This window comes from Pseudomonas sp. FYR_2, from assembly GCF_043106425.1.
Classification (GTDB): domain Bacteria; phylum Pseudomonadota; class Gammaproteobacteria; order Pseudomonadales; family Pseudomonadaceae; genus Aquipseudomonas; species Aquipseudomonas monteilii.
This window is the reverse complement of sequence record NZ_JBICMM010000041.1, coordinates 76033-99426: the sequence shown is the minus strand read 5'-3', so window position 1 is coordinate 99426 and position 23394 is coordinate 76033. Positions and strand designations below refer to the sequence as shown.

General features: G+C 62.6%; 24 protein-coding genes and 1 pseudogene. 12 read left to right on the top strand and 13 right to left on the bottom strand.

Annotated features, from left to right (window positions below; all coding sequences use genetic code 11):
- Positions 1-5 precede the first annotated feature (5 nt).
- Genes ACF8R4_RS17305 through ACF8R4_RS17295 form a run of 3 tightly spaced genes read right to left on the bottom strand, consistent with a single transcriptional unit; the run spans position 6 to position 1892 of the window.
- Positions 6-761 (bottom strand): DNA-binding domain-containing protein, encoded by a 756-nt coding sequence (locus ACF8R4_RS17305; protein ID WP_060500030.1) that lies wholly within the window; start codon positions 759-761, stop codon positions 6-8.
- Positions 758-1591 (bottom strand): DUF692 domain-containing protein, encoded by an 834-nt coding sequence (locus tag ACF8R4_RS17300; RefSeq protein ID WP_060500031.1) that lies wholly within the window; start codon positions 1589-1591, stop codon positions 758-760. The genes ACF8R4_RS17305 and ACF8R4_RS17300 overlap by 4 nt, the downstream gene beginning before the upstream one ends.
- Positions 1592-1607: 16 nt before the next feature.
- Positions 1608-1892 carry a DUF2282 domain-containing protein gene (locus ACF8R4_RS17295; protein WP_060500032.1) on the bottom strand — a complete coding sequence of 95 codons (285 nt, stop codon included), beginning with the start codon at positions 1890-1892 and terminating at the stop codon, positions 1608-1610.
- A gap of 180 nt (positions 1893-2072) precedes the next feature.
- On the opposite strand from ACF8R4_RS17295, the gene ACF8R4_RS17290 reads away from it, so the two are divergent.
- The 3 genes and pseudogenes from ACF8R4_RS17290 to ACF8R4_RS17280 all read left to right on the top strand — a co-directional run.
- Positions 2073-2660, top strand: coding sequence for a sigma-70 family RNA polymerase sigma factor (locus ACF8R4_RS17290; RefSeq protein WP_104834942.1), 588 nt, complete (start codon positions 2073-2075; stop codon positions 2658-2660).
- Positions 2647-3288, top strand: coding sequence for a DUF1109 domain-containing protein (locus ACF8R4_RS17285; RefSeq protein WP_060500033.1), 642 nt, complete (start codon positions 2647-2649; stop codon positions 3286-3288). Before ACF8R4_RS17290 ends, ACF8R4_RS17285 begins: the two co-directional genes overlap by 14 nt.
- Positions 3289-3320: 32 nt before the next feature.
- Positions 3321-3662: pseudogene (locus tag ACF8R4_RS17280) on the top strand (isochorismatase family protein); the annotation flags it as partial.
- 42 nt (positions 3663-3704) lie between these two features.
- Here ACF8R4_RS17280 and ACF8R4_RS17275 read toward each other — a convergent pair.
- A complete protein-coding gene (locus tag ACF8R4_RS17275; RefSeq protein WP_104834940.1) occupies positions 3705-4712 on the bottom strand; it encodes a zinc-binding alcohol dehydrogenase family protein in 1008 nt (335 codons plus the stop codon).
- A 135-nt stretch (positions 4713-4847) separates the two neighbouring features.
- On the bottom strand, positions 4848-5642 hold the full coding sequence (locus ACF8R4_RS17270; protein WP_060500035.1) for an SDR family oxidoreductase: 795 nt from the start codon (positions 5640-5642) through the stop codon (positions 4848-4850).
- Between the two features lie 106 nt (positions 5643-5748).
- Between ACF8R4_RS17270 and ACF8R4_RS17265 the strand changes: the two genes are divergently transcribed.
- The 6 genes from ACF8R4_RS17265 to ACF8R4_RS17240 all read left to right on the top strand — a co-directional run bounded on the left by ACF8R4_RS17265 (position 5749) and on the right by ACF8R4_RS17240 (position 11688).
- Complete coding sequence (locus ACF8R4_RS17265) at positions 5749-6690, top strand: GlxA family transcriptional regulator (RefSeq protein ID WP_392493005.1); 942 nt, start codon at positions 5749-5751, stop codon at positions 6688-6690.
- Positions 6691-6816: 126 nt separating this feature from the next.
- Entirely contained in the window at positions 6817-8067 is a 1251-nt protein-coding gene (locus tag ACF8R4_RS17260; RefSeq protein WP_164524470.1) for a dienelactone hydrolase family protein, read from the top strand.
- A 3-nt stretch (positions 8068-8070) separates the two neighbouring features.
- Complete coding sequence (locus ACF8R4_RS17255) at positions 8071-8856, top strand: SDR family oxidoreductase (RefSeq protein ID WP_060500038.1); 786 nt, start codon at positions 8071-8073, stop codon at positions 8854-8856.
- Between the two features lie 78 nt (positions 8857-8934).
- Positions 8935-10173 (top strand): styrene monooxygenase/indole monooxygenase family protein, encoded by a 1239-nt coding sequence (locus tag ACF8R4_RS17250; protein ID WP_060500039.1) that lies wholly within the window; start codon positions 8935-8937, stop codon positions 10171-10173.
- Between the two features lie 12 nt (positions 10174-10185).
- The gene (locus ACF8R4_RS17245; protein WP_104834937.1) at positions 10186-10719 is read left to right on the top strand and encodes a flavin reductase family protein; all 534 of its coding nucleotides are present in this window, start codon (positions 10186-10188) and stop codon (positions 10717-10719) included.
- Positions 10720-10755: 36 nt separating this feature from the next.
- Complete coding sequence (locus ACF8R4_RS17240; protein WP_060500041.1) at positions 10756-11688, top strand: transporter; 933 nt, start codon at positions 10756-10758, stop codon at positions 11686-11688.
- 170 nt (positions 11689-11858) lie between these two features.
- On the opposite strand, the gene antC is transcribed toward ACF8R4_RS17240, so the two are convergent.
- The 3 genes from antC to antA are packed head-to-tail and all read right to left on the bottom strand — an operon-like array spanning position 11859 to position 14778.
- The gene (antC, locus tag ACF8R4_RS17235) at positions 11859-12890 is read right to left on the bottom strand and encodes an anthranilate 1,2-dioxygenase electron transfer component AntC (RefSeq protein WP_164524473.1); all 1032 of its coding nucleotides are present in this window, start codon (positions 12888-12890) and stop codon (positions 11859-11861) included.
- A gap of 11 nt (positions 12891-12901) precedes the next feature.
- Complete coding sequence (gene antB / locus ACF8R4_RS17230) at positions 12902-13393, bottom strand: anthranilate 1,2-dioxygenase small subunit (protein WP_060500043.1); 492 nt, start codon at positions 13391-13393, stop codon at positions 12902-12904.
- The gene (gene antA / locus ACF8R4_RS17225) at positions 13390-14778 is read right to left on the bottom strand and encodes an anthranilate 1,2-dioxygenase large subunit (RefSeq protein WP_164524474.1); all 1389 of its coding nucleotides are present in this window, start codon (positions 14776-14778) and stop codon (positions 13390-13392) included. Before antA ends, antB begins: the two co-directional genes overlap by 4 nt.
- Positions 14779-14988: 210 nt before the next feature.
- Between antA and ACF8R4_RS17220 the strand changes: the two genes are divergently transcribed.
- Positions 14989-15960 (top strand): AraC family transcriptional regulator, encoded by a 972-nt coding sequence (locus tag ACF8R4_RS17220; RefSeq protein ID WP_060500045.1) that lies wholly within the window; start codon positions 14989-14991, stop codon positions 15958-15960.
- Between the two features lie 18 nt (positions 15961-15978).
- On the opposite strand, the gene ACF8R4_RS17215 is transcribed toward ACF8R4_RS17220, so the two are convergent.
- The 4 genes from ACF8R4_RS17215 to ACF8R4_RS17200 form a co-directional block, all read right to left on the bottom strand.
- Positions 15979-17004, bottom strand: a complete 1026-nt coding sequence (locus ACF8R4_RS17215; RefSeq protein ID WP_060500046.1) for an AraC family transcriptional regulator — start codon at positions 17002-17004, stop codon at positions 15979-15981.
- Between the two features lie 211 nt (positions 17005-17215).
- Entirely contained in the window at positions 17216-17911 is a 696-nt protein-coding gene (locus tag ACF8R4_RS17210; protein WP_060500047.1) for an anti-sigma factor domain-containing protein, read from the bottom strand.
- Positions 17908-18456 (bottom strand): sigma-70 family RNA polymerase sigma factor, encoded by a 549-nt coding sequence (locus ACF8R4_RS17205; RefSeq protein ID WP_060500048.1) that lies wholly within the window; start codon positions 18454-18456, stop codon positions 17908-17910. Before ACF8R4_RS17205 ends, ACF8R4_RS17210 begins: the two co-directional genes overlap by 4 nt.
- A 100-nt stretch (positions 18457-18556) precedes the next feature.
- Positions 18557-19090: a DUF3455 domain-containing protein gene (locus tag ACF8R4_RS17200; protein ID WP_060500049.1), complete on the bottom strand. Its 534-nt coding sequence runs from the start codon at positions 19088-19090 to the stop codon at positions 18557-18559.
- A gap of 293 nt (positions 19091-19383) precedes the next feature.
- On the opposite strand from ACF8R4_RS17200, the gene ACF8R4_RS17195 reads away from it, so the two are divergent.
- The gene (locus tag ACF8R4_RS17195) at positions 19384-21285 is read left to right on the top strand and encodes a potassium transporter Kup (RefSeq protein WP_060500050.1); all 1902 of its coding nucleotides are present in this window, start codon (positions 19384-19386) and stop codon (positions 21283-21285) included.
- Positions 21286-21348: 63 nt separating this feature from the next.
- Here the strand turns inward: ACF8R4_RS17195 and nhaA are convergent, their stop codons facing one another.
- On the bottom strand, positions 21349-22701 hold the full coding sequence (gene nhaA / locus ACF8R4_RS17190) for a Na+/H+ antiporter NhaA (protein WP_060500051.1): 1353 nt from the start codon (positions 22699-22701) through the stop codon (positions 21349-21351).
- A 520-nt stretch (positions 22702-23221) separates the two neighbouring features.
- Here nhaA and ACF8R4_RS17185 point away from each other — a divergent pair.
- The gene (locus ACF8R4_RS17185) at positions 23222-23392 is read left to right on the top strand and encodes a metal ABC transporter permease (protein WP_198035904.1); all 171 of its coding nucleotides are present in this window, start codon (positions 23222-23224) and stop codon (positions 23390-23392) included.
- The last annotated feature ends 2 nt before the right edge of the window (positions 23393-23394 follow it).

Genomic DNA, 23394 nt, shown 5'->3' with positions numbered 1-23394 from the left:
GTTCCTCAAGCGAAGGAAAGTGGACGAAACACCTGGGCGGCCAGCAGTCGGCCGAGCAGGGCGGCGAAGTCCAGGTCGGGCTGAGCCTGCTGCGCAACCTGTGAGGCCTGCTCCAGCGTCAGGCCTTGGGCGCAGGCATCGAGCAATGCACAGCCCCCGATTTCCAGCGCTTGTTGTACGACACCTTCGTCAGTGCCGCTCAACAAAGCGCCTTCTGCGCGCCAGGGCTGGTCTTGCGGCCAGGCCAGGCCTTCACGGCTGTGGCGCCACAGGCTGAACGCCGGAGTTTGCGCGAACCAGTACCAGCGCACGCTGCTGCGCGGGGCCAGGTAGCTGCACGCCAGGTCCGTGGCGGTCATGCCGGCAAGGTCGGCCAGGTCAAGGCAGGGCTCGCGAAGGGCACTGAAGGCTTCGCACCAGGCGAAATCCAGGCGTGCCACATCGGCCAGGTACGGCAAGCGGTGATGGGCTTGCTGTTGTTCGAGAAAGTCGGCAAACGCCGCCCCGTAGCGGATCAGCCGCGGGTCGTCGGGGGGCGTGCATTGTGCGTAGGCTGCGGCAGCGTCCTGCATCCAGGCCGGGCCGACCAGTGCCTCGACGGCGGGGAAGTTGGCGCGAAGGGCGTCAACACAACCTGCCAGCACGGTGTTGCGATACACCGCAAACGCTGGCTGGCCAGTCAGTGCGGCCAATTGTGGGGCAGAGCGGTGATACAGCGCCTCGACAAAGGCGGTTTGAAACTGGCCAAGGGAAAGGTTCATGGTCGTGCTCCGGCCTGATCGAGCAGCGCCTGGGCGGTATTGCGTTCGGCTAGCAGTTCCGTGAAGGCGGGCACGTTGCCGTCACGCTCGATCAAGGTCGGGCGCGGGCCGATGCGTGCGATCACTTGCTGGTACAAGGCCCAGACCGGTGCGGCGATGGCCGCGTCATGGGAGTCGATCAGTAGCGTGCTCTGCGTGTCCTGGCTGTGGCCGGCCAAGTGTATTTCGCGGATTGCCCCTGCCGGGAACCGCTCAAGGTATCCGGCGGCGTCGAAGCCGAGGTTTTGGGCACTCACGTACACGTTGTTGACATCCAGCAACAATCCGCAGTCGGTCCTGCGCACCAGTTCATGCAGAAATTCGGTTTCATCCCAGTCGTGGCCATCCAGCTCCAGATAATGGCTGGGGTTTTCCAGCGAGAGGCTGCGCCCCAGCGCGTCCTGGGTACGCAGGATGTTGTCGCTGATACGGGCAAGGGCCTCGTTGCTGCGGGGGAAGGGCAGCAGGTCAGGGTGATACTGCCCGCCCCAGGTCGACCAGGCCAGGTGCTCCGACACCAAGGCCGGCTGCACCAGATCGACCAGCGCCCGCAGGCGACGCAGGTGCTGCGCATCGGGTACGGCATCGGCCGCCAGTGACAGCGCGACGCCGTGCAGTGACAGTGGATGGCGTTCGCCAATGCGCTGCAACCCGTCCAGCCGTGGGCCGCCGACCATGTAGTTTTCCGGGTGCACTTCAAACCACAGCCCGTTGGCCTGGCAAGCCCAGACTTCGGCAAAGTGCTCGGCCTTGAGCCCCAGGCCGGCGCCCATGCAGGTGATCCCGTTCATGATCGGCGGCCTCCGCTCACGACTTGATCGGAGACAGCGAGCCCATGCCATTGGGCGTCTTGATGGAGGTGCAGGTGCCAGCGGGTACGTTCTTCCAGTGCATGCCGTCGTAGTCCTTTTTCGCGCTGCCGGCGCAACTGGTGCCGGCGCCGGCCTTGCAGTCGTTCTTGCCGGCCATGGCAACGCCGTAGCATTTTTCCATGGCGGCGCCGGTTGCGTTGTTGGTCGCGTCAGCGGCCAGGGCGGCACCGGCCAGTGAGGCGAGTGCGAGGGCGGCGGTGGTGAGGGCGAGGGTTTTCATGATGTGTCTCCGGGAAGTGGGGCCGTGGCGATGTACCGGCGGCTCATGAACTAGTTCGCGGCTTTGGCGGATCGGGTTACAGGCGCTGGAAAAAAAATCACGACGTCGTAGCCGTCGCCTAACGTATGAAGGCAACAACCCTAGGTAAAAACTCCACGGTGGATGTAACCCGGGCGGCCAATGCTACGAACTACTTCTCAGCAGGCACTCATCGCACGCGAAGCCCGGTTGCAGGCGTTACTGCTGCAAGGGTTGACGGGCGATGCCGTGGCGTACAGGGCCTTTCTGGCGGCGCTGGCGGTGCATGTGCGTGGTTTTTTACTAAGGCGCCTGGCGCAGCGCCCCGGCGAAGTGGAAGACCTGCTACAGGAGGTGTTGCTGGCGGTGCACAACGCCCGCCACACCTACCAGGCCCAGCAACCGCTGACCGCCTGGGTGCAGGCCATTGCCCGCTACAAGCTGGCGGATCACTATCGCAGTTATGCCCGCCACGATGCGCTGCACGACGGGCTGGAGGATGACAGCGACCTGTTCACCGCCAGCGAGGAAGAGGCGGCCCAGGCCACGCGGGACCTGGGCAAGCTGTTGGCGCAGTTGCCGCCACGCCAGCGCCTGCCCATCGTTCACGTCAAGCTGGAGGGATTGTCGGTGGAGGAGACTGCACGCATGACCGGGCTTTCTGCCTCGGCAGTCAAGGTTGGCATCCACCGGGGCTTGAAGGCATTGGCCAAGTTGATAGGAGGCAAGGGCGACGATGAGGACCGATGAACTGATTGCCCTGTTGGCCGCTGGGGAAGGGCCGGTGGACCGCCATGTGCTGGCGCGGCGTATGGGTATGGCGTTGCTGGGCGGTATGCTGGGCGCGGTATTGCTGACCGTGACCCTGTTCGGTGTCCGTAACGATCTGGCGCTGGTCGCGTCCACACCGTTGTTCTGGGCCAAGCTGGCCTTGCCCGGCAGTTTGGCAATACTGTCGCTGTGGCTGACCCAGCGGTTGGCCAGGCCGGGTGTGCAGGGCGGTGCGTGCTGGGCCTTGTTGGGGCTGCCGTTGCTGCTGGTCTGGCTGGGCGCGGCCGTGAGCCTGTCTGGCGCTCCGCTGGAAGCCCGCGCCGAGCTGATCCTGGGCCGCACCTGGCGCACCTGCCCGTTGAACATCACCTTGCTCTCTGTGCCTGCCTTTATCGCGGTGTTCGTCGCCTTGCGCGGCCTGGCACCAACCCGCCTGCGTCAGGCTGGCGCGGCGGGGGGCTTGCTCGCAGGCGCCACAGCGACGTTGGCCTACTGCCTGCACTGCCCTGAAATGGGCGTGCCGTTCTGGGGGGTATGGTATGTGCTGGGGATGCTGGTGCCGGCCGTGGTGGGTGCAGCATTAGGGCCACGATTGCTGCGTTGGTGATTGTTGGTTTTCACCCGGAACGCTGCGCCACGGCGCCAGTGGTGGAGAAGCTGCACTTTTCCTGCGTACCCGCCGAATGCCTGCCGCAGGCGATGATGCAGCGTGAGCAGGTCATTCTCTGTGGCATCGAATGCCATGTGTGCGTGCTGCAGACCGCACTCGACCTGCTGGCCAGTGGCAAGCAGGTGTTCGTGGTCGCCGACGCCACGTCGAGCCGCACAGCGGAAAACCACCTCGCGGCCCTCCAGCGCATGGCGGCGGCTGGCGTACAGGTCGTCACCCGTGAAATGGTCGTGTTCGAACTGCTGCGCAGTGCAAGCCACGAACAGTTCCGTGTAATCAGCAAAGCCTTCCTCGCGGGCGAGCAGCCTTAGCTGACCCATGCAGGGTAGCCTGGGTAGTTGTGCTGGCGGCAATCAGAAGCCTTCCAGCACAATCTTGCCGCGCGCTTTTCCACTTTCGACCATGGCGTGGGCGCGCTTGAGGTGCTCGGCGTTGATCGTACCGTAGTGTTCGCCGAGGGTGGTTTTGAGCACACCGCTGTCGACCAGTTGCGAAACGCGATCGAGCAGTTGGTGCTGCTTGATCATGTCCTCGGTCTTGTACAGGGAACGCGTGAACATGAGTTCCCAGTGCAGCGACAGTGACTTGCGCTTGAGCGGCATGACATCCAGCTGCGCCGGGTCGTCGATCAACGCAAGCTTGCCTTGTGGGCGAAGCACTTCCACCAGTTGCGGCAGGTAGGTGTCGGTATGGGTGAGGCTGATCACGTAATCGACCGGGCCCAGCTTGAGCGCCTCCAGCTGAAGCGGAATCGACTCGACGTGATCGATCACATGATGGGCGCCCAGCGCCTTTACCCACGCCTGGGTTTCGGGCCTTGACGCTGTGCCGATGACGGTCAGCCGAGTGAGTTTGCTGGCAAGCTGTACCAGGATGGAGCCAACCCCGCCACCGGCACCGACCACCAGAAGGCGCTGGCCTTCGCCAGCGTTTTCCTCAACGCCCAGGCGGTCGAACAGCAGCTCCCAGGCGGTAATGGACGTAAGGGGCAGGGCGGCGGCACTGGCATTGTCCAGGCTGCGAGGCTTGTGACCGACGATGCGTTCATCCACCACATGCAGCTCGCTGTAGCTGCCCGGGCGGTCAATGGCGCCGGCGTAGAAAACTTCATCGCCCGGTCGGAACAATGTGACCTCAGGCCCGACCTCGCGGACAACGCCGACAGCGTCCCAGCCCAGCACCTGTGGCTGGTCACCGCCGCGGCTTGCACGGATTTTAGTATCAACCGGGTTGACGGCAATGGCCCTGACTTCGACAAGCAGGTCCCGGGCACCGGGTTTGGGGGCGGGCAGTTCCGCGTCGTACAGCGATTGTGGGGCGTGGATCGGCAAACCGGGTTGGGTGTAAACGACGGCCTTCATTGGCGCTACCTCCAGGGTGGTCGAAAAGTGCATTCAGGCTAAGCGTTTTGATTTGCTCGAAAAATAGCCTGAATGCAGTAAGACTTTCTCGTCTTCAATGAAAATGAACGATGCGGCTTGGGCTCATCTTGGTCACTAGGCCCTGTAGCGGGGCGCGAGCTGGTTGCTGGACAGTTGGCCGAACAAGGCCTTGCGGCTGGCTTCGTAGTGCTCGAACGCTTGCAGGTCGTGCACCGAAGGCAGGGAGATCAATACACCCTTGTCGAAGTCCTGCAGGGCGCCGTCCACCAGGTCCTCGGCCGACATCACGATGGCAGGGTCGAGGTTTTCGAGCGGCAAACCGCCTGTCTGCCAAAGGTCGGTAGCGGTGGCCCCAGGCAGTACTGCCTGGACCTGAACGCCTTTGCCTGCCAGCTCTTTGGCAAGCGCTTGCGTAAACGCGGTGACATAGGCCTTGCTGCCGCCGTAGACGCCGTTGAGCAGCTCCGGCGCCAGGCTGACGATGGACGAGATATTAATGACCGCGCCTTGCTTGCGAGCGACAAAGCCTGGCACCGCCGCGTAGGTGAGGCGGGTGAGGGCGGTGATGTTGAGGCTGATCATTTCGGCCATGCGTTCGACGTCACTTTCCAGCAGGCCGGTATGGGTACCGATACCCGCATTGTTCACCAGCAGGCTGATGCTGGCGTCTTCGCGCAGTTTGCGTTCGACCTTGGCGAGGTCGGCTGCGTTGGCCAGGTCGGCCGGGAACACTTCCACGTTCTGCCGGGTTTCGCTGGTGAGCCGGGCGGCCAATGCGTTAAGGCGTTCGCGGTTGCGTGCTACCAGCACCAGGTCATAGCCACGTCGTGCCAGATGGTCTGCGTAGATCGAACCGATGCCGGTGGAGGCGCCCGTGATGAGCGCGGTGCCTTTGAATTGCTGCGTCATGGTGATGCTCCGGTATTTGGGTGTGGAGTCATCATGCAGAATGTGTGTTTTGACTTAAATGACGTATATGGTACGTTTTTAGGACATCGCAAAGAGGGCTTCAATCATGCACCGGGTCGGCTACCTGATACCCGAAGGCTTCCAGGTCATGTCCCTGGCTACACAAACCGTATTCGAATTCGCCAATATCGCAGCGGGCGAAGCGGTTTACAGGATCGAGAATTTTTCCATCGGGGGCGGCACGGTGCGTTCTTCCCTGGGGATGCATATCGACACGTTGACATTGAGCGCGCCGGGCCTGGCCGACACCTGGATGGTCGCCGGTACGCTGACCCCGCTCACGCCCCCCAGTGAAGAGGTACTTGCCAGCGTGCGTGGATTCGTCGACGGTGCGCGTCGCACCGCAGGCCTTTGTACCGGCTGCTTCGTGTTGGCGCAGGCCGGTGTGCTGGATGGCCGGCGCGCCACCACCCACTGGGCTTATGCAAACAAGCTGCGTGAGTTGCACCCGAAGATCGACGTCGAGGAAGACCGGATTTTCATTGTTGACGGGCCGGTATGGACGTCCGCCGGCATGACCGCCGCTCTGGACATGGCGCTGGGCATGGTCGAAAAAGACCTGGGCACCGACCTGGCAAGGTCGGTGGCGCACAAGATGGTCATGCACCAACGCCGCTCTGGTGGGCAATCCCAGCATTCCGAACTGTTATCGCTCTCGCCCAAGTCGGACCGTATCCAGAGCGCGCTGGATTACGCCCGCAAACACCTCAGCCGCCCGTTGAGTGTGGAGGAACTTGCCGATGTGGTGCACCTGAGCCCGAGGCAATTCACCCGTGTATTCACCGCTGAGACCGGTGAGTCACCCGCCAAGGCCGTTGAGCGCTTGCGGCTGGAGGCAGCCCGTTTGATGATCGAGCAGAGCCGCCACAGCCTGGATGTCGTAGCCAGAGAGACCGGGTTCAGGGACCGCCGGCATCTGCGTGAGGTGTTCATGCGTGGGTTTGGTGTGCCTCCACAGGCTGTGCGCAGGGATGCGCGACGGCGATGATGCACGCCACTTGACTGCCTAGCCGAATTTCCCGCACTCAACGGATAATTCACGCACCTCCCGGACAGCCCTTTGGTTTCCAGCGCCTGAATATGTCTCCATCCCCCCGCGACTGGAGACATAACAATGAAGGGCCAATACATTACCCTCGCTGCCGATTCCGGCGAGCACTTCCAGGCCTACCTGGCCACGTCGATCGATGGCCATGGCCCGGGCGTGGTGCTGTGCCAGGAAATCTTCGGTGTTAACGCGGCCATGCGCGAGGTGGCTGACCACCTGGCGCAAGAAGGCTATACGGTGCTGGTGCCAGACCTGTATTGGCGCCAGGAGCCAGGCGTGGACCTGGGCTATACCGAAGCGGATTTTCAGCGTGCCTTCGCCCTGTATCAGGCATTCGACGAGGCACTGGGTGTACGCGATATTGCCGCCAGCCTGCGGCATCTGCGCAGCATGGAGGCTTGCAGCGCGGATGGCCTCGGTGTGGTCGGCTATTGCCTCGGCGGCAAGCTTGCCTATCTGGCGGCGTGCCGCTTGCCCGAAGTGGCCTGCGCCGTGGGTTACTACGGTGTGGGTATCGAGAACGCGCTGCATGAACTGGAAGGCCTGACAGGCCGGCTGGTGCTGCATTTTGCCGAACAGGATCAGTTCTGCCAGGCCGATGCCCGCGAAACGATCATCCGCGCACTGCATCAGAAGCCCGGCACCGAGGCCTATGTCTATCCGGGTGTCGACCATGCGTTCGCCCGTCCAGCAAGCGACCACTACCACAAACCCTCGGCCTTGCTCGCCCATGAACGCAGCATCGCAGCGCTGCGCCGTTCCATCGGGCCGGACTACAACCTGTCGGCGCTGTGGGATGAACATGTCCGCCACGAGTTCGCTACCCGCGACGTGCCGGCGACCATGGCAACCATGGTCCCCCAGCCTTACGTCAACCATATCCCGACCATGACAGGTGGTGTCGGCTATCGCGAGCTGGCGCGGTTCTACCGTTACCACTTCGTGCATGGCAACCCGAAGGACATGGCACTGACGCCGATCTCGCGCACTGTCGGTGCGTCGCAGATCGTCGACGAGTTCATCATGAGCTTCACCCACGATCAGGAAATCGACTGGATGCTGCCGGGCGTGGCACCCACAGGGCGGTTTGTCGAGATCCCGATGTTAGGTGTGGTCAAGTTCCGCGGGCCGAAGCTCTACCACGAACATATCTACTGGGACCAGGCCAGCGTACTGGTGCAAATCGGCTTGCTCGACCCTAGCGGCCTACCGGTGGCCGGTGTGCAGACTGCGCACAAACTGCTCGACGAGACGCTGCCGTCCAACACCCTGATGCCGGGTTGGGCCAGTAGCGCCAACCTACCGATCGAGGGTTGAGCCATGAGCATGAACCTGGCAGGTAAGGTGGCGGTGATCAGTGGCGGTGCGACCCTGATCGGAGCGGCGGTGGCGGAGGTATTGGTGGCTGCGGGGGCACGGGTGGCACTGTTGGATATCGACCCGAAAGGTGCCGACGTGGCGTCAAGTCTTGCTGAGGCATGTCTGTTTGTGCCGCTGGACCTGACCGACGATGCGGCCATCGAGCAGGCGGTCGGCACAGTGAAGCAGTGCTGGGGCCGGGTCGACATGGTGATCAACCTGGCTTGCAGCTACCTCGACCAAGGCTTGGCTTCTGACCGGGCAGAATGGCTGCGGGCCCTGGACATCAACCTGGTGTCGGCGGTGCAGCTGGTGCGTGCACTGCACGACGAGCTGAGGGCCAACAGCGGGGTGGTGGTCAATTTCGCCTCGATTTCCGCTGGCTGCGCGCAGACCGGGCGCTGGCTGTACCCGGTGTCCAAGGCGGCCATCAAGCAGTTGACCCGCTGCATGGCCATGGACCTGGCCGGCGACGGCATCCGGGTCAATTCGGTGTCGCCGGGCTGGACCTGGTCGCGGGTCATCGCCGAGGTCAGCGGCGGTGATCGCAACAAGGCCGACCAGGTGGCCGCCGACTATCACCTGCTGGGGCGCCTTGGTGACCCCGCCGAGGTGGCCCAGGTGGTGGCCTTCCTTTGCTCGCCAGCGGCCAGTTTCGTCACGGGTGCTGACTACGCGGTGGACGGTGGCTACTCGGTAATGGGGCCGGAGCGCAATGTTCCGGCCATTCCAAGGCTGGCCGAATAAGGCTGGCGAAAGCGTGTTTCCAGCGCGCACCAAGCGCGCTGTTTTCCACAAAAACAATCCTACAATGGGAGTTACTCCATGCGTCGCATCGCTATCGTCGGGGCCGGCCAGGCCGGCCTGCAACTGGGGCTCGGGCTGCTTGCCCAGGGCTACCAGGTGAGCATTACCACCAACCGCACCGCTGAACAGATTCGTACCGGCAAGGTGATGTCCAGCCAGTGCATGTTCAACACCGCCTTGCAGACCGAACGGGACCTGGGCCTCAACTTCTGGGAAGAACAATGCCCCGCCGTGGAAGGCATCGGCCTCAGCGTCCCGCACCCTGAACAGCCGGGCAGCAAGGCGATTGACTGGAGTGCGCGCCTCGAACGCTACGCCCAAGCCGTGGACCAGCGCCTGAAGATGCCGGTGTGGATGGATGAGTTCGTCCGCCGTGGCGGCGAGTTGACCATCCAGGACGTCGGTGTCAAAGAGCTGGAAGCATTGGCTGTCAGCCACGACCTGGTGCTGCTGGCGGCGGGCAAGGGCGAGATCGTCAACCTGTTCCCCAAGGATGCCGAGCGCACCTGCTTCAGCCAGCCGCAGCGGGCGTTGGCGCTGACCTACGTGAAAGGCATGACGCCGATGTCGCCCTATTCGCGGGTGGCCTTCAACCTGATCCCCGGCGTAGGCGAGTACTTCGTGTTCCCGGCGCTGACCTTGAGCGGGCCGTGCGAAATCATGGTGTTCGAAGGCGTGCCTGGCGGGCCGATGGACTGCTGGCAAGACGTGCAGAGCCCCGAGCAGCACTTGCAGCGCAGCCTGGAAATTGTTCGCCGCTATGTGCCTTGGGAGGCCGAGCGTTGCCGCAATTTAGAGCTGACCGATGCGGGAGGTGTGCTGGCCGGACGTTTTACGCCGATGGTGCGCAAGCCGGTGCTGGAGCTGCCGTCAGGCCTGCCGGTGTTCGGCATGGCCGATGCCCTGGTGGTCAACGACCCGATTACCGGCCAGGGCTCCAACAACGCTGCCAAGTGCAGCAAGGTCTACCTCGATGCCATCGTTGCTCATGGCGACCAGGCGTTCACCCCGCAATGGATGGTGCAGACCTTCGAGCGTTACTGGGACTACGCCCAGCACGTGGTCGGCTGGACCAACAGCATGCTGCTGCCGCCCCCCGAGCACCTGCTGAAACTGCTCGGCGCTGCCAGCAAGTCCCAGGCGCTGGCCTCGATCATCGCCAACAACTTCGATGACCCGCGGCAGTTTGCTCCCTGGTGGTTCGATGCCCAGGCCTGCCAGGCCTTTGTTGACAAGCTGTGCCAGCAGGCAGCCTGAGGAGCCATGAGCATGAACGCAATGCATTTGCCTGACAATCTGATCGCCGCCGACAGCAGCGAGCCACGGGCCCTGCGCAACCTGCTTGGGCAGTTCGCCACGGGGGTTACGGTGGTCACCACCCGGGCGAGCGACGGTCGCAAGGTGGGGATGACCGCCAATTCGTTTTCCTCGGTGTCGCTGGAGCCGCCGCTGGTGCTCTGGAGCCTGGCGCGCACGGCGCCGAGTGTGAGCGACTTCCTGGCCGCCAGCCATTTCGCCATCAATGTGCTGGGCAGCGACCAGCACGGTTTGTCCGGGCACTTTGCGCGGCCTTCGTCAGACAAGTTCGCTGGCATCGAGCATGTCGAGGCCACCGCCGGCGTGCCGCTGCTCGACGGTGCCATCGCTACCCTGGTGTGCCGCAACGTCACCCAGTACGAGGGCGGCGATCACCTGATCTTCCTCGGTGAAATCGAGCACTACCGATACAGCGGCGGAGAACCGCTGGTCTTCCATGCCGGGCAGTACCGGGTCGCCGTCGCGCACCCCGAACTCGGCCGTTGAGTCTCCTGCCACCAAAAACAACATTCGGAGCCTTGCATGAATAACATCCGTTACCTGGCCTGCGCCCTTGCGCTGGGCAGTGGTGCGGCCCAAGCGTATGACCTGCCGGTGGTCAACCTGGGCCTGACCAGCTTTCTCGACGGCGGCCTGCCGGCGGGGCCGGGCTGGTACCTGCAACAGTACTTCCAGAACTACAGCGCGAACCGGCTGGTAGACAAGAACGGCGACAAGCTGGGCTTGCCGAAGACCCAGCTGGACTATCAGGTGGCGGTGACGCAGGTCAGTTACCTGTCTGAGCTGCGCGTTGGCAACGCCAGCCTGGGCCTGAACACGGTGTTGCCTATCGTCACCCGGATGAAAGTCGATGACGGTTTGAACAACGCGGCCCTGAAGGACCAGGGCGGGGTGGGTGACTGGCTGATCGGGCCGTTCATCCAGTTCGACCCGATCATGGGGCCGGACGGCCCACGCTTTGTCCACCGCATCGAATTGCAGGTCAACCTGCCCACCGGCGAGTACAGCGACAAGAAGGACATCAACCCCGGCAACAATGCGGTTTCTTTCAACCCCTACTGGGCGGCGACCTATTGGTTCACCCCCGACTGGACCGCCTCGGTGCGTGCGCATTACCTCTACAACTTCAAGAACCACGACCCCAACTACGGCTTTGGCGATGCCGACGATATTCAGGCTGGCCAAGCGCTGCACGCCAACTTCGCTACCGAGTATGCGGTCACCCCGCAACTGCGCCTGGGCATCAACGGGTACTGGCTCAAGCAGATCAGTGACACCCGGGTAGATGGCCATGAAGTCTCTGGGCGCCGGGAAAAGGTCTGGGCAATCGGGCCGGGTGCGATGTACAGCTTTTCCAAGGACGATCACCTCGTGTTCAACGCCTATTTCGAGCAGGACGTGGAAAACCGCCCGGACGGATCGCGGTTGCAGGTGCGCTATATCCACCACTTCTGATCGAGGCGGTGTTCGCCTCTTGATGAAGGTTTGGCCTGCCCATTTGGCAGGCCTTTTTTTTGAAGAGTGCGTGGCACAGCAGAGCGTGCCCCCGGAATGCATTGAGCCCGGGCATTCCAGGAAATGCCCAGGCTCATTGTGTTTACCTCTGTTGTGCCGTTATTTCAGGGTTAGGGCCGGCTGGCGCTTTGCAGGAACTTCTCGGCGTAAACCTGCACCCCGGCCGGGGCCTGCTCGGTGACCCAGTTTTTCACGGCTTCGACCATGGGGGGCGGGCCGCACAGGTACATGTCGAACGGCGTGGCAACCAGTCGCTCACGGTCGAAGTGCTCATGAATGTAACCGCGCCTTCCGGTCCAGCTGGCGCCGGGCTGGCTGACCACGGGGGTGAACTCAAAGCCGGGAATACGCGCGCGCAGGGCCTCCAGGCGCGCGGTTTCGCACAGGTCGGCTTCCTGGTTGACACCGTAGAACAGCTGGATCGGGTAGCCGCAGTCACCGCGCTCGGCAATCTCGTCGAGCATGCCGAGGAACGCCGACAGGCCAGTACCGCCCGCCACCATCACCAACGGCCGTTCCACCTGACGCAGGTAGAAACTGCCCAGCGGCGCCTCCAGCAGCATCTCCATGCCGGGCGTGCAGTGCTCGCGCAGGAAGTTGCTCATCACACCGTCTGGCAGCAGGCGAATCAGGAACTGCAGCTGGTTGCCAGGGTTTGGCCGGTTGGCGAATGAGTAGGCACGGCATTGATCGGTGCCGGGCACTTGCAAGCGGGCATACTGGCCGGGCAGGAAGTGCAGGGTGTCTGGCTGCTCGCTGGCATCCAGGTGCAGGATGGCGGTGCTGGCCGATACCAGCTCCACATCGGTTACGCGGCTGCGCAGCAGCAGGGGTTCTCCAGCATGGCAATGGCTGGAATCGTGGTCGAAGTAGAAGGTGGCATCGGACTGCACGCGGGTCTGGCAGGCCAGTACCTTGCGTTGGGCCAGGTCGTGGGGGCTCAGGGCCTCTTCGTCGACGTAGTCCTGCTCATAGCGACCGGCCTCGCAGCGGCCCTGGCAGGTGCCGCAGACGCCTTCGCGGCAGTCCAGCGGCAGGCTGATGCCTTGGCGCAGTGCAGCGTCGAGCAGCAGTTCGCCGGGCTTGACGGCAATGAAGAAGGTCTTGCCGTCGGCGAAGCTGAGGGCAACGTTATGGGTCATGCTGGCGGCCCTCAGAGGTGGTAGAAGTCGAGCACGGAATCGATGGTGTCGTTGAGCAGCAGTACATGCTTGCGGCGAATGCGGAACGTTTCGCCGGTCTGTCGCAGGCGATAGGTGCAGTGGCCGAAGAAACTGCTCTGCTGGCCCTGACGGGTGTACAGGGTGTGCCAGGCCACGCGTGCTTCGAATTCGTTGTCGCCCAGCATACGCAGCCGCAGGTTGCTGACCTGATGCAAGGTGCGAGGTAGCGGCGTGGAAGCTGCGGACTTGCCAGTGCGCAGGCGGAATACCCGGTCTTCCAGGCCGGAGCGGTCGGCGTAGTAGATGTACGACAGGCCCTGGTCCGGGTCTTCTACATAGCGGTGCTCGCTGATCCACTGCGGCAGGTGGAATTCGCTGTCTGCATCGAACAGCTCCAGATAGGCGTCCCAGTCCTGGGCGTCGCAGAGTTCGGCCTTGCGGATCAGGAATTGTTCGATGGCGTAGTGCTGGGTGATGTTCATGCCTGAACCTCCTTGAGTTGCAGCGCGCGGCGGGCCAGGCCTTCGAGCAGCAGACGCTGCCAGGTGCCGTGCTGGTTGACGTAGAGCCCTTCGTGGGTGAATTCGCGGCCGGTCAGCACCGGTTGAATGCCCAGCGCCTCGCTGTTGGGCGTGGGGCCGTCTGCCCAGCGGTGATGGCCTCGCGAGATGTCGCTCCAGCGTTCCAGGCGGGCCTGGAAACCGCGCTGCTGCTCGCGGAACTCCACCAGGTCGTCTGGCGTGCCCATGCCCGAGACGTTGAAGAAGTCCTCGAACTGGCGAATCCGGTTGCGCCGGTCGGCAGCGGACTCGCCCTTGACTCCGATGCACTGGCTGATGACCTCGGTCTTGTTCCAGGCCACCGGGCGGACGATGCGCAGCTGCGAGCTGATCTGGTCCATGAAGAACAGGCTCGGGTAGATATTGAGGTTGCGCAGGCGGTGCATCATCCATTCGGCGCGAGTCTGCCCGTATTCCTCGACCAGCCTCGGCATGACACTGTCGTAACCGGGGCGTACGGCGGGGTTGGGCATGTCGCTGAACAGCAGGCTGTGGCCGTTGTGGAAGGTAAACCAGCCGTCGTCGGTCTCGGCATCACCAGCGCCCAGCTTGCTGTAGTCCAGGGTGCTGCCGCTGCCGCCTTTTTCCGCGTTGACCTGCTGGCGGTGCTGCACGGTAGACACGTAGTTGTAGTGCACGGTGGACACGTGATAACCGTCCAGGCCGTTCTCGTTCTGCAGCTTCCAGTTGCCGTCGTAGGTGTAGGTCGATTTGCCGGGTAGCACTTCGAGTTCGCCGGTGGGCGACTGGGCGACCATCATGTCGAAGAAGATCCGTGCATCACCCAGGAAGTCTTCCAGCGAGTCGTTGGCGTTGCTGTCGAGGCTGATGAAGACGAAGCCCTTGTAGCTCTGGATACGCGCCTTGCGCAGGCCTCGGGTGGCCTTGTCGAAACCTTCCGGGTATTCGCCGGGGGCCTTGACCTTGACCAGCCGGCCATCGCTCTTGTAGCACCAGGCATGGAACGGGCAGGTGAAGGTGGATTGGTTGCCCGCGCCTTGGCGGGTGAGGGTGGCGCCGCGGTGCTGGCAGGCATTGATCAGCGCATGCAGCTCGCCGTTGCCGTCACGGGTGATGATCATCGGCTGGCGGCCGGCGCGCAGGGTGATGAAGTCGTTGGGCTTGGCGATTTCACTTTCGTGGCAGGCGTAGATCCACTGCTTCTCGAAAATCAGCTCCATCTCCAGGTCGAACAGTTCTGGCTCGGTGAAGATATCGCGGGCGACGCGATAGACCCCCTCGACGGGGCGAAAGTCCAGGCAACCCTGGACGTAGGTTTGCCATTGGGTCAGGCTGCGGGCGCTCATCAGGCGTGTCCTCATTGTTGGGGTTGTGTGCACGATTGAAGCGCTGGCAGCACATTCGCTCTAGCCACTTAATGGGCGTTGATCAGCCATTTTTTCCGGCGTTGCAGTGCGTGGATGACACGGTTGCAAATAGCTGCAGAAAATGGATAGTGGCGAGGCCGTACTGCGCCGGACAATTGAGCCAGACCATTGTTTTGACGGGAGATGCCCATGCACAGCGTCGCTGCCACGCTGCACAATCGCTGTGCCGAACTGGGCCTGGCCCAGCAATGGATGAGCGAGATCTGCGGCCCGCACCAGTTGCGCTCCCGGCACCCGGAGCAGCTGTGCTTCAGTCACCTGGGCACGCGCCTGCCGGCGTTGGGCACGGTACTTGGGCGTATCGCCTACGGCACGGAGGTGAACATCGATATCCGCTCCCTCGATGCCTACAGCATCAGCCTGCCTCTGCGCGGGCGGCAGCGCCTGCGCAGCGGGCGGGACCAGGTGCGATCCGACGCAGCATGCGGCCTGGTGGTGTCACCCCTCGAAGCCCATTCGCTGGAGCTGGGAGGGGACTGCGAGAAACTTCAGGTGGTGATCCGCCGGCAGGCCCTTGAGGAAGTGGCCGAAGCCTTGTTGCAGCGGCCGCTGGCCGAGCCAATCCGTTTTCGTGCAGAAATGGATACCGGGTGCGCGGCGGTGGCCGCCTGGTGGTTGAGCATCCGGCAGGTGCTGGAGCACTGGCCGCAGATGAGCGCGCTGTACGGTCAGCCGCGTCTGGCGCGCGACATGGAATGCCTGCTGATTCGGGGCCTGCTGCTGGCCCAGCCGAGCAACTATTCGGCGGAGCTGGAGCCGGGCGCAATGGAGCGCGTTCCAGAGTATCTGGTGCGTGCCCGCCAGTTTCTTCACCAGCATGCCCGCGAAACCTTGCGCCTGGATGATCTGGAGCAGGTCGCGGGGGTGTCGCGAGAAAAACTCTACGAGGCTTTTCGCCGCCATCATGGGCTGACACCCATGGCCTATCTGAAGCATCATCGGTTGGCAGCGGCGCGCAGTGCGCTGTTGAATGGCGGAGCCTCGGCCAGTGTCTCCAGTGTGGCGCTGGAGTGGGGCTTCAGTCATTTGGGTCGCTTTGCCAGCGATTATCGCAAGGCGTTCGGTGAGTCGCCATCCGCTACACTGGCGCGATTGCGCTGAGGCAACCGCGCCGTCCCCTCAGGACGCTCGAAACCGTCGGGTCGCCGAGGGCAGTTCCCCATAGCGACGTTTGTACTCCTGAGCGAACCGCCCCAAGTGGGCGAAACCCCATTTGAACGCCACATCGGTCACTGAAGCCTGCTCGTTGCGCGCCAGCTCCTCATGCACCTGTTCGAGGCGCAATTCGCGCAGGTAGGCCATCGGGCTAGTATTGCGGAAGGTGCGAAAGCCCGCGAACAAGGTGCGCACACTGACGCCAGCCTGTTCGGCCAGCGACTCGACGCTGAGCGGCTCGTGCAGGTGCTCTCGGATAAAGGCCTCGGTGCGCTTGATGAAGTAGGGCGAGACAGTGCTTTCTGCCGGGCGGTCGAGGTTGTCCAGCGCACTGTGGGGCTGGCCATACAGCAGCGAATTGAGCAGTGCCGATTCAAATTGCTTGAGCACCAGCGGTTGGTGCAGCGGGTGTTCCGGGCTGCCGATGGCGGTGACCAGGGTGTTGAGCAGTTGCAGGAAGTAGGCGGCGCCCGGGCGCGAGAAGTCCAGGCGCGGGTCGAAACGCGGCAGGCGCTGGCTGGCTTGTGGGATGTGCTGGCGGCAGTGGTAGGCCATGTCGGCCTGTTCGATACGCAGTGTCAGTTGCGGCGCACCACCTTGCCAACGCATGCGCGCCGGCAGGCTGGGTGACAGCAGCGAGGCTACCAAGGGAGAGGATTCGAACTCCATGCCTTCGCAGAGGATGGTCGCGCCACCGTGGATGGGGATCTGGACCAGGTAGAAATCCTCAAGCCGCCCTGGGTCGATATTGACCTCCGTCGCATACTCCAGGCGCCCCAGTGACAGGCCCCCACGGACCACATGGTGCATGCTTGCCGCTACCGTCTCGCCAGTGCGAACGGCGGACAGCTCATGGGGTTTGAATATCCGCCCGACACTGCTGCGCACGTTGTCCAGGTCGTAATGCAGGAATAACTGGTTCTGTTCGGTGAACAGTTGCAACTCACTGAAGCATTCACCACTCGCAAGGCTTGTATCGTTGATGATCATTGTCACCTCTCGTTACACAGGCAATCATGGCTGCACCGTTCTGGCCCGAGGGGTCTGCAGTTACCGGACGGTGGTTGCAGTATTCGGATAACGCCAAAGCGGGAGTGTGATTGTGGGTACCGATCACCGTCGGCTTGGCACTTACGTAGCAAGGACCAGACCAACCTGTGAGTGAGGGTATGCCAGGCCGAGCGTCGGGTCTTCAGGCGCCTCAGATTACTTTCACCGCGCGCCCAATGAATTGCACCGGGCCAGTCGGCCGCCCTGTTGGGGAACCGCCCAGCTTCTCCAGCGTCAGCTCGAAGAGTTGATTGGGCTCCAACGCAGGCAGCTTGTCGAGCGGCACGTCGGTCTGTTGCCCAGGCCTGATCAGGCCAAGGGAGACGGGCGCTTTCCATTGATCGCCCTTGGTCCAGAACTGCAAGACTTTGTCCGGCGGCACCTCGGTTTTGCCCAGGGGGATGAGCTGAATCTGGTGTGTGTCACGGGCCTGGATCACCCAGCCAGGTGCCTGGGTGGTGGGCGCTACGAGCACCACCAGGTAGGTGGTTGTCGGAGGTTGCGCAGTCACTAACGCCAGGGCCAGCAATACGCTCGCGGCCAGACTCGTGGCGGCCAAACCTTGCCACAACCCCAGGCGTTGCCACCACGAAGGGCGGGCAGGGCGGTCACCCAGGCTGCGCTCGATCCGCTGCCACAACCTGCTGCTGGGCGGCTGGGGCGTGGCCAGCGTGTTCAGCTCCAGCAACCGGTTCTCCCATGCGTCTACCGCATCGCGTAATGCGCGGTCGGTGCCCAGGCGCCGGACCACCACGGCATGCTGTTCGGCCGATAATGTGCCCAGCACATACTCCCCGGCCAGCTGGTCGAGGTCATCAAAGTTTTCGGCGCCGGGTTCGGTCGTCATTCCATGCACTCCCGCAGCGCTTTCAGGCTACGTCTGATCCAGGCCTTGACCGTGCCCAGCGGGCTACCGAGCAGGTGGGCGATTTCGGCATGGCTGCAGCCGTCGACATAGGCATGCAGGATGCACGTGCGAGGAGCAGGCTCAAGTTGATCGAGGCAACGGTGAACCTTTGCCGAGTCAGCCAGCAATGCCATGTCATTGTGTTCGGGTGCCATTGCCGCCATGGCATCAATGGCGACATCGTCCAGCACGGTTTCTCGACGGGTATCACGTATGAAATTCAGTGCCAGGTGCCGCGTCAGGCTGTAAATCCAGCCCCTTGCCGAACCGCGCGCGGGGTCGAAGGTGGCGGCGCGGGTCCAGATGCGGATGAAGGCATCATGGACTATGTCTTCGGCCATGGCATCGTCACGGGCGATGCGCCGTGCTACACCAAGCAGCCGGGCACCTTCCTGGTCATAAAGCGCCTGCAAGGCGCTGCGTTCGCCCATGGCACAGGCCTCGAGGCAACGCTGGAAGTCGAACGGCGTCGTAGGCAGGTTCAAACCGGTGCGTTCCTTCTGCTGGCAGAAATACCCCGGCCGGCTGGCCGGGGGTGCTCATGAGCGTAGCTGAAGGCTGGCGGCACGCTCGTACGCCCGGCCCTCAGTTGGCGGCCCAGAAGATGTAGTCGGCCTGGTATTTGACGATCTGCTTCTCACCCTTGTTTTGCGCTGTACAGGCGCTTTGTGGTGCAACGCCGCCACGTGTGGCCAGGCGCTGGACGAAGCTGATGCCACTCATGGCACCTTTGCCATCGGCGGGGTTTGCCTTGACCAGTTGATACGGCAGGTCGCCCTTGGCCGCTGGGGCGATGGCCAATTGGGTGCCGGTTATCTTTGAGCCATCCTTCGCCTGCCAGGTGGCGGGCGGGCCGAAATAGTCCCCCACAGGTTTGCCTTTGCGATCATTGAGCACGGCCCTAGGGCCAACAAATGCCCATTCGGCCTGCCCGGGCGCCTCGGCTTTGTCGCGGCATTCGTAGGTGATTTCGCCAACGCCGACGGTTTCTAGCGCCACTTTGTAGCCGCTTGGCACCTTTACGGCATCGGGCACTCCGGTCTGGGCGTGCGCGGCTGGCAGCACCATGGCCAGTACCAGGCCAGAGGCAAGCAGAAACGAGACATGAGTGATGTTCATCGAGTGATCTCCTGGTGGGGGATTGGCAGGGCAAGGATGTGTTGCCCTTGGGTAATACCCACGGGAAGGCCACTTGGATGCAGCAAAATGAAAAAATAACCAAGGGCTCTTCGCCCCGGCAGCCAGCGGGTGAAGGCGGCTGTTCTTTTACGCGGACGGTGAGGCGGCCGACGGTTTTTTTACGCATTCTTTATGCGCTGGATCACGGCCAGGGCCGATACTGGCGCAGCTTTTTCAAGCACCCGAATTCCTACCTACGCCAGAATTTACGCAAAACAGACGAGACGTTATCTGTGAGCCAAACCGCAACTGCTGAAAATCAATCCCACGCTGGCAAGAGCACGGGCGTCGGCCTGCTGGTCGCTGCCGTTGGCGTGGTCTACGGCGACATCGGTACCAGCCCGTTGTACACCCTCAAGGAAGTGTTCAACGGCCATTTCGGCGTGCAGGCCAACATTGAAGGGGTACTGGGCATCCTCTCGCTGGTGTTCTGGTCGCTGATCTGGGTGGTGTCTGTCAAATATGTGCTGTTCATCCTGCGTGCTAGCAACCAGGGCGAAGGCGGGATCATGGCACTGACTGCGCTGGCCAGGCGGGCGGCGCGGCCTTATCCAGTCCTGAGCAGGGTGCTGGTGCTGTTGGGTCTGTTCGGCGCGGCGCTGTTCTATGGTGACAGCATGATCACCCCGGCCATTTCTGTGCTGTCGGCGGTCGAAGGCTTGCAACTGGGCATCGATGGCATTGATCACTGGGTGGTACCGATCTCGGTGGTGGTGCTGGTCGGGCTGTTCGTGATCCAGAAGCATGGCACGGCGCGTATCGGCATACTGTTTGGGCCGGTGATGGTGCTGTGGTTCGTGGTGCTGGGCGCGCTTGGCGTTTATGGAATCGCTCAACGGCCCGAAGTGCTGCAAGCGCTCAGCCCTGCATGGGCCGTGCACTTCTTCGTCGCTCATCCGGGTGTGGGCGTGGCGATACTGGGCGCGGTGGTACTGGCCCTGACGGGGGCCGAGGCACTGTATGCCGACATGGGGCATTTCGGCCGCAAGCCAATTTCCCGGGCCTGGTTCATGTTGGTGTTGCCAGGCCTTGTGCTCAATTACTTCGGCCAAGGCGCGTTGATCCTCAACGACCCAACGGCAGTGCGTAACCCGTTCTATCTGCTGGCCCCCGAGTGGGCGCTATTGCCGATGGTCGGGTTGGCCACCCTGGCCACCATCATCGCCTCGCAGGCGGTGATTTCCGGTGCCTTCTCGCTGACGCGGCAGGCTATCCAGTTGGGCTATGTGCCGCGTATGTTCATCCAGCACACCTCCAGTGAAGAGCAGGGGCAGATCTACATCGGCATGGTCAATTGGGCGCTGATGGTGGGTGTGGTGCTGCTGGTGGTCGGTTTCGAGTCTTCCAGCGCGTTGGCCGCCGCTTACGGTGTGGCGGTGACGGGTACCATGCTAATCACCACGCTGCTGGCCTCGGCGGTGGTGCTGTTGCTGTGGAAGACGCCGCGCTGGTTGGCGATTCCGCTGTTGTTGGGCTTCTTGCTGGTGGATGGTCTGTACTTCGCGGCCAACGCACCGAAGATTCTTCAGGGTGGCGCCTTCCCGGTGATTGCCGGTCTGGCCCTGTTCGTGCTCATGACTACCTGGAAGCGCGGGCGCTCGATCATCTTCGATCGGCTGGACGAGTCAGCATTGCCGCTGGACCTCTTCATTGCCAGTGTGCAGGCACAGCCGCCGCATCGGGTACAGGGTACTGCGGTGTTCCTGACGGCCCGCACTGATGCCGTGCCCCATGCACTGCTGCATAACCTGCTGCACAACCAGGTACTGCATGAGCAAGTGGTGCTGTTGACGGTGGTATCAGAGGATTCGCCGCGGGTCAGCGTGGGCGAGCGCTTCGAGATCGAAGATTTCGGCGATGGGTTCTTCCGGGTAAGCCTGCACTTCGGCTTCATGGAAGAGCCAGACGTACCGCTCGCGTTGAGCCAGTGCGGCGCAGCCGAACTGGACTTCAGCCCCATGCGCACCACCTACTTCCTCAGCCGGGAAACCGTGGTACCGACCAAGCGGATCGGCATGGCCAAGTGGCGCGAGCACCTGTTCGCGTTCTTGCTGAAGAATGCCAACAGTAACCTGAAATATTTCAAATTGCCGTTGAACCGGGTGATTGAACTGGGCACCCAGGTCGAGATGTAAAACCGAGAGCCTGACTTGCGGGCTGCCGAGACGCAGCGTGGCCCGCAAGCGGTACTTTGCAGGCTAGCTGGCGTTCAGTGGGCTGGCGGCTTTTCTCACACTGACTGCGCCCCACAACAGCCCGACTGTTGCAGCAATGAGCGAGCCGGTAAGAATGCCGAGCTTGGCCGCACCCAGTGCGCCAGGGTCGACAAAGGCAAGGTTGGCAATAAAGATCGACATGGTGAAACCGATACCTGCCAGCAAGCCGATCAAGGTAATGCCACTCCAGGTGACACCCTTGGGCAGCTCACACCAACCCAGGCGCACCATTAGCCAGCTGATGCCGACGATGCCCAAGGGCTTGCCCAGGACAAGTGCCAGGGTGACAGCGAGCATGACGTGGTATGGCCCTTCGGAGGACAGGTCTACTCCAGACAGCCCGACCCCGGCATTGGCCAGCGCGAACAGGGGCATTATCACGAAGGCGACCCAGGGGTGCAGTGCACTCTGGACCCGCACCACAGGCGGTACCATTTCACGCTGGGCAAACCGCAGGCGTTTCAGTGGGTCAATCAGGTTGCTGCTGTCCTGCTCTGGCGCTTTTGCGGTGCCGAACAGGTCGTTGGAAAACCGTTTGACGGCATCCACAGGGCGCTCACCCATGGGCGCTGAGCGAACGGGTGTCATGAGCCCAAGCACCACACCCGCCAGTGTGGGGTGGGCGCCGGTCATCAGCACGCCGAGCCAGGTAATTGCGCCCGGAATCACGTAAGCGTAGGCCGAGCCAACGCCGATCTTCTGCAGCCCGACAACCAGCAGGATGCCGATGATGGCAACACCAAAGCCTGCGTAGTCCAGGCCGCCCGAATAGAAGATTGCAATGATCAGCACCGCGATGATGTCGTCGATGATCGCAAGTGCCAGCAGGAAGATACGCACGTTGGACGGGATCGATTTGCCAAGCAAGGCGAGCACGCCAACCGCGAAGGCGATGTCGGTCGCCGTGGGGACCGCCCAGCCGTTCTGTTCTTGGGGTGCATGAGCGAACGCCAGGTAGATCAGGGCAGGTACAACCACGCCGCCAACGGCTGCCGCCATGGGTAGGGTGGCTTGGCGCAGGCTTGCCAGCGCGCCTTCGTGGATTTCCCGGCGGATCTCCATGCCGACCACCAGGAAGAAAATGGTCATCAGGCCATCATTGATCCAGAAGTGCAGGGATTGCGAGAAGACCATCGAACCCACACCGAACGTGAGCGGTGTGTGCCAGAGCGCATCATAGCTATCAGCGAGTGAAGAGTTTGCCCAGGCGAGTGCAGCCAGGGCGGCGATGAGCAGAACGAAACCACTTACGGCCTCGACATGCAGGAAGCGCTCAAGCGTGGCGAACGCGCGACGGGCCAGTTGTTGGGCAAGGGGAATTCGAATTTTTTGCATAGGCACAAGTAACCCCGCAAGGCGGCCCGACCTGCGCTGTTCTTTAACCTGCGTTGCTGCGTTATGCAGCTAGCACCCGGTGCGAAGTCTACCATCCTGACGCGGCTTTGGGGGAATTGAGAAATGGCAGTAGACCTGTTTGCGATCGGCAGGGTAGCAATTCATACTCGTTGCACTAAAGCCAGCAGTACCCGTGCGTGTCGTGCGGGTTCAAACAGCGGCGCCCCTACCGTCAACCTAGCCGTTTCCTCTGACAAGACGTGGAAGTGTCGGATGTTCGAACAATACAAGCACCTTTCCGGACCCTGACGCCTTGCCGGTGCGCTGCTTGGCGCGCTGCTGTTCCGGCCATTTTCAGTGAGAGCCCCGTGTCCGACAAACCGGCGCGCACTATGGCGGTGTGCTGTATGTCGACTCGCTCAACGGGGAAGAGGGTCTGGTTCCGACTTACCTCGACCCGTGACGTGTTACCACCCAAACCATCGTTGAAGGGCTGATCGAGCCGTTCGCCCATGGCTATATGCGCAATGCGATGTGGGTGTCGATGCTGGTGGGCGGCGTGTGTGCGTTCCTGTCCTGTTTCCTGATGCTCAAGGGCTGGTCGTTGATCGGTGATGCGCTGTCGCATTCGATCGTGCCGGGAAAGCTGTCGTCAGCCGGGCCAGCCGCTCTGGTGGGGCAGAGCGGGTAGCG

Excerpts from the sequence above, each read along its gene's own strand:
- antC (WP_164524473.1), bottom strand. The coding sequence starts at position 12,890 with ATGACCCATAACGTTGCCCTCAGCTTCGCCGACGGCAAGACCTTCTTC.
- ACF8R4_RS17245 (WP_104834937.1), top strand. The coding sequence starts at position 10,186 with ATGAACGCAATGCATTTGCCTGACAATCTGATCGCCGCCGACAGCAGC.
- ACF8R4_RS17300 (WP_060500031.1), bottom strand. The coding sequence starts at position 1,591 with ATGAACGGGATCACCTGCATGGGCGCCGGCCTGGGGCTCAAGGCCGAG.
- ACF8R4_RS17260 (WP_164524470.1), top strand. The coding sequence starts at position 6,817 with ATGAAGGGCCAATACATTACCCTCGCTGCCGATTCCGGCGAGCACTTC.
- ACF8R4_RS17210 (WP_060500047.1), bottom strand. The coding sequence starts at position 17,911 with ATGACGACCGAACCCGGCGCCGAAAACTTTGATGACCTCGACCAGCTG.
- ACF8R4_RS17220 (WP_060500045.1), top strand. The coding sequence starts at position 14,989 with ATGCACAGCGTCGCTGCCACGCTGCACAATCGCTGTGCCGAACTGGGC.
- ACF8R4_RS17200 (WP_060500049.1), bottom strand. The coding sequence starts at position 19,090 with ATGAACATCACTCATGTCTCGTTTCTGCTTGCCTCTGGCCTGGTACTG.
- ACF8R4_RS17255 (WP_060500038.1), top strand. The coding sequence starts at position 8,071 with ATGAGCATGAACCTGGCAGGTAAGGTGGCGGTGATCAGTGGCGGTGCG.
- ACF8R4_RS17215 (WP_060500046.1), bottom strand. The coding sequence starts at position 17,004 with ATGATCATCAACGATACAAGCCTTGCGAGTGGTGAATGCTTCAGTGAG.
- antA (WP_164524474.1), bottom strand. The coding sequence starts at position 14,778 with ATGAGCGCCCGCAGCCTGACCCAATGGCAAACCTACGTCCAGGGTTGC.
- ACF8R4_RS17290 (WP_104834942.1), top strand. The coding sequence starts at position 2,073 with ATGCTACGAACTACTTCTCAGCAGGCACTCATCGCACGCGAAGCCCGG.
- ACF8R4_RS17250 (WP_060500039.1), top strand. The coding sequence starts at position 8,935 with ATGCGTCGCATCGCTATCGTCGGGGCCGGCCAGGCCGGCCTGCAACTG.
- nhaA (WP_060500051.1), bottom strand. The coding sequence starts at position 22,701 with ATGCAAAAAATTCGAATTCCCCTTGCCCAACAACTGGCCCGTCGCGCG.
- antB (WP_060500043.1), bottom strand. The coding sequence starts at position 13,393 with ATGAACATCACCCAGCACTACGCCATCGAACAATTCCTGATCCGCAAG.
- ACF8R4_RS17275 (WP_104834940.1), bottom strand. The coding sequence starts at position 4,712 with ATGAAGGCCGTCGTTTACACCCAACCCGGTTTGCCGATCCACGCCCCA.
- ACF8R4_RS17185 (WP_198035904.1), top strand. The coding sequence starts at position 23,222 with ATGCGCAATGCGATGTGGGTGTCGATGCTGGTGGGCGGCGTGTGTGCG.
- ACF8R4_RS17240 (WP_060500041.1), top strand. The coding sequence starts at position 10,756 with ATGAATAACATCCGTTACCTGGCCTGCGCCCTTGCGCTGGGCAGTGGT.
- ACF8R4_RS17285 (WP_060500033.1), top strand. The coding sequence starts at position 2,647 with ATGAGGACCGATGAACTGATTGCCCTGTTGGCCGCTGGGGAAGGGCCG.
- ACF8R4_RS17305 (WP_060500030.1), bottom strand. The coding sequence starts at position 761 with ATGAACCTTTCCCTTGGCCAGTTTCAAACCGCCTTTGTCGAGGCGCTG.
- ACF8R4_RS17270 (WP_060500035.1), bottom strand. The coding sequence starts at position 5,642 with ATGACGCAGCAATTCAAAGGCACCGCGCTCATCACGGGCGCCTCCACC.
- ACF8R4_RS17295 (WP_060500032.1), bottom strand. The coding sequence starts at position 1,892 with ATGAAAACCCTCGCCCTCACCACCGCCGCCCTCGCACTCGCCTCACTG.
- ACF8R4_RS17265 (WP_392493005.1), top strand. The coding sequence starts at position 5,749 with ATGCACCGGGTCGGCTACCTGATACCCGAAGGCTTCCAGGTCATGTCC.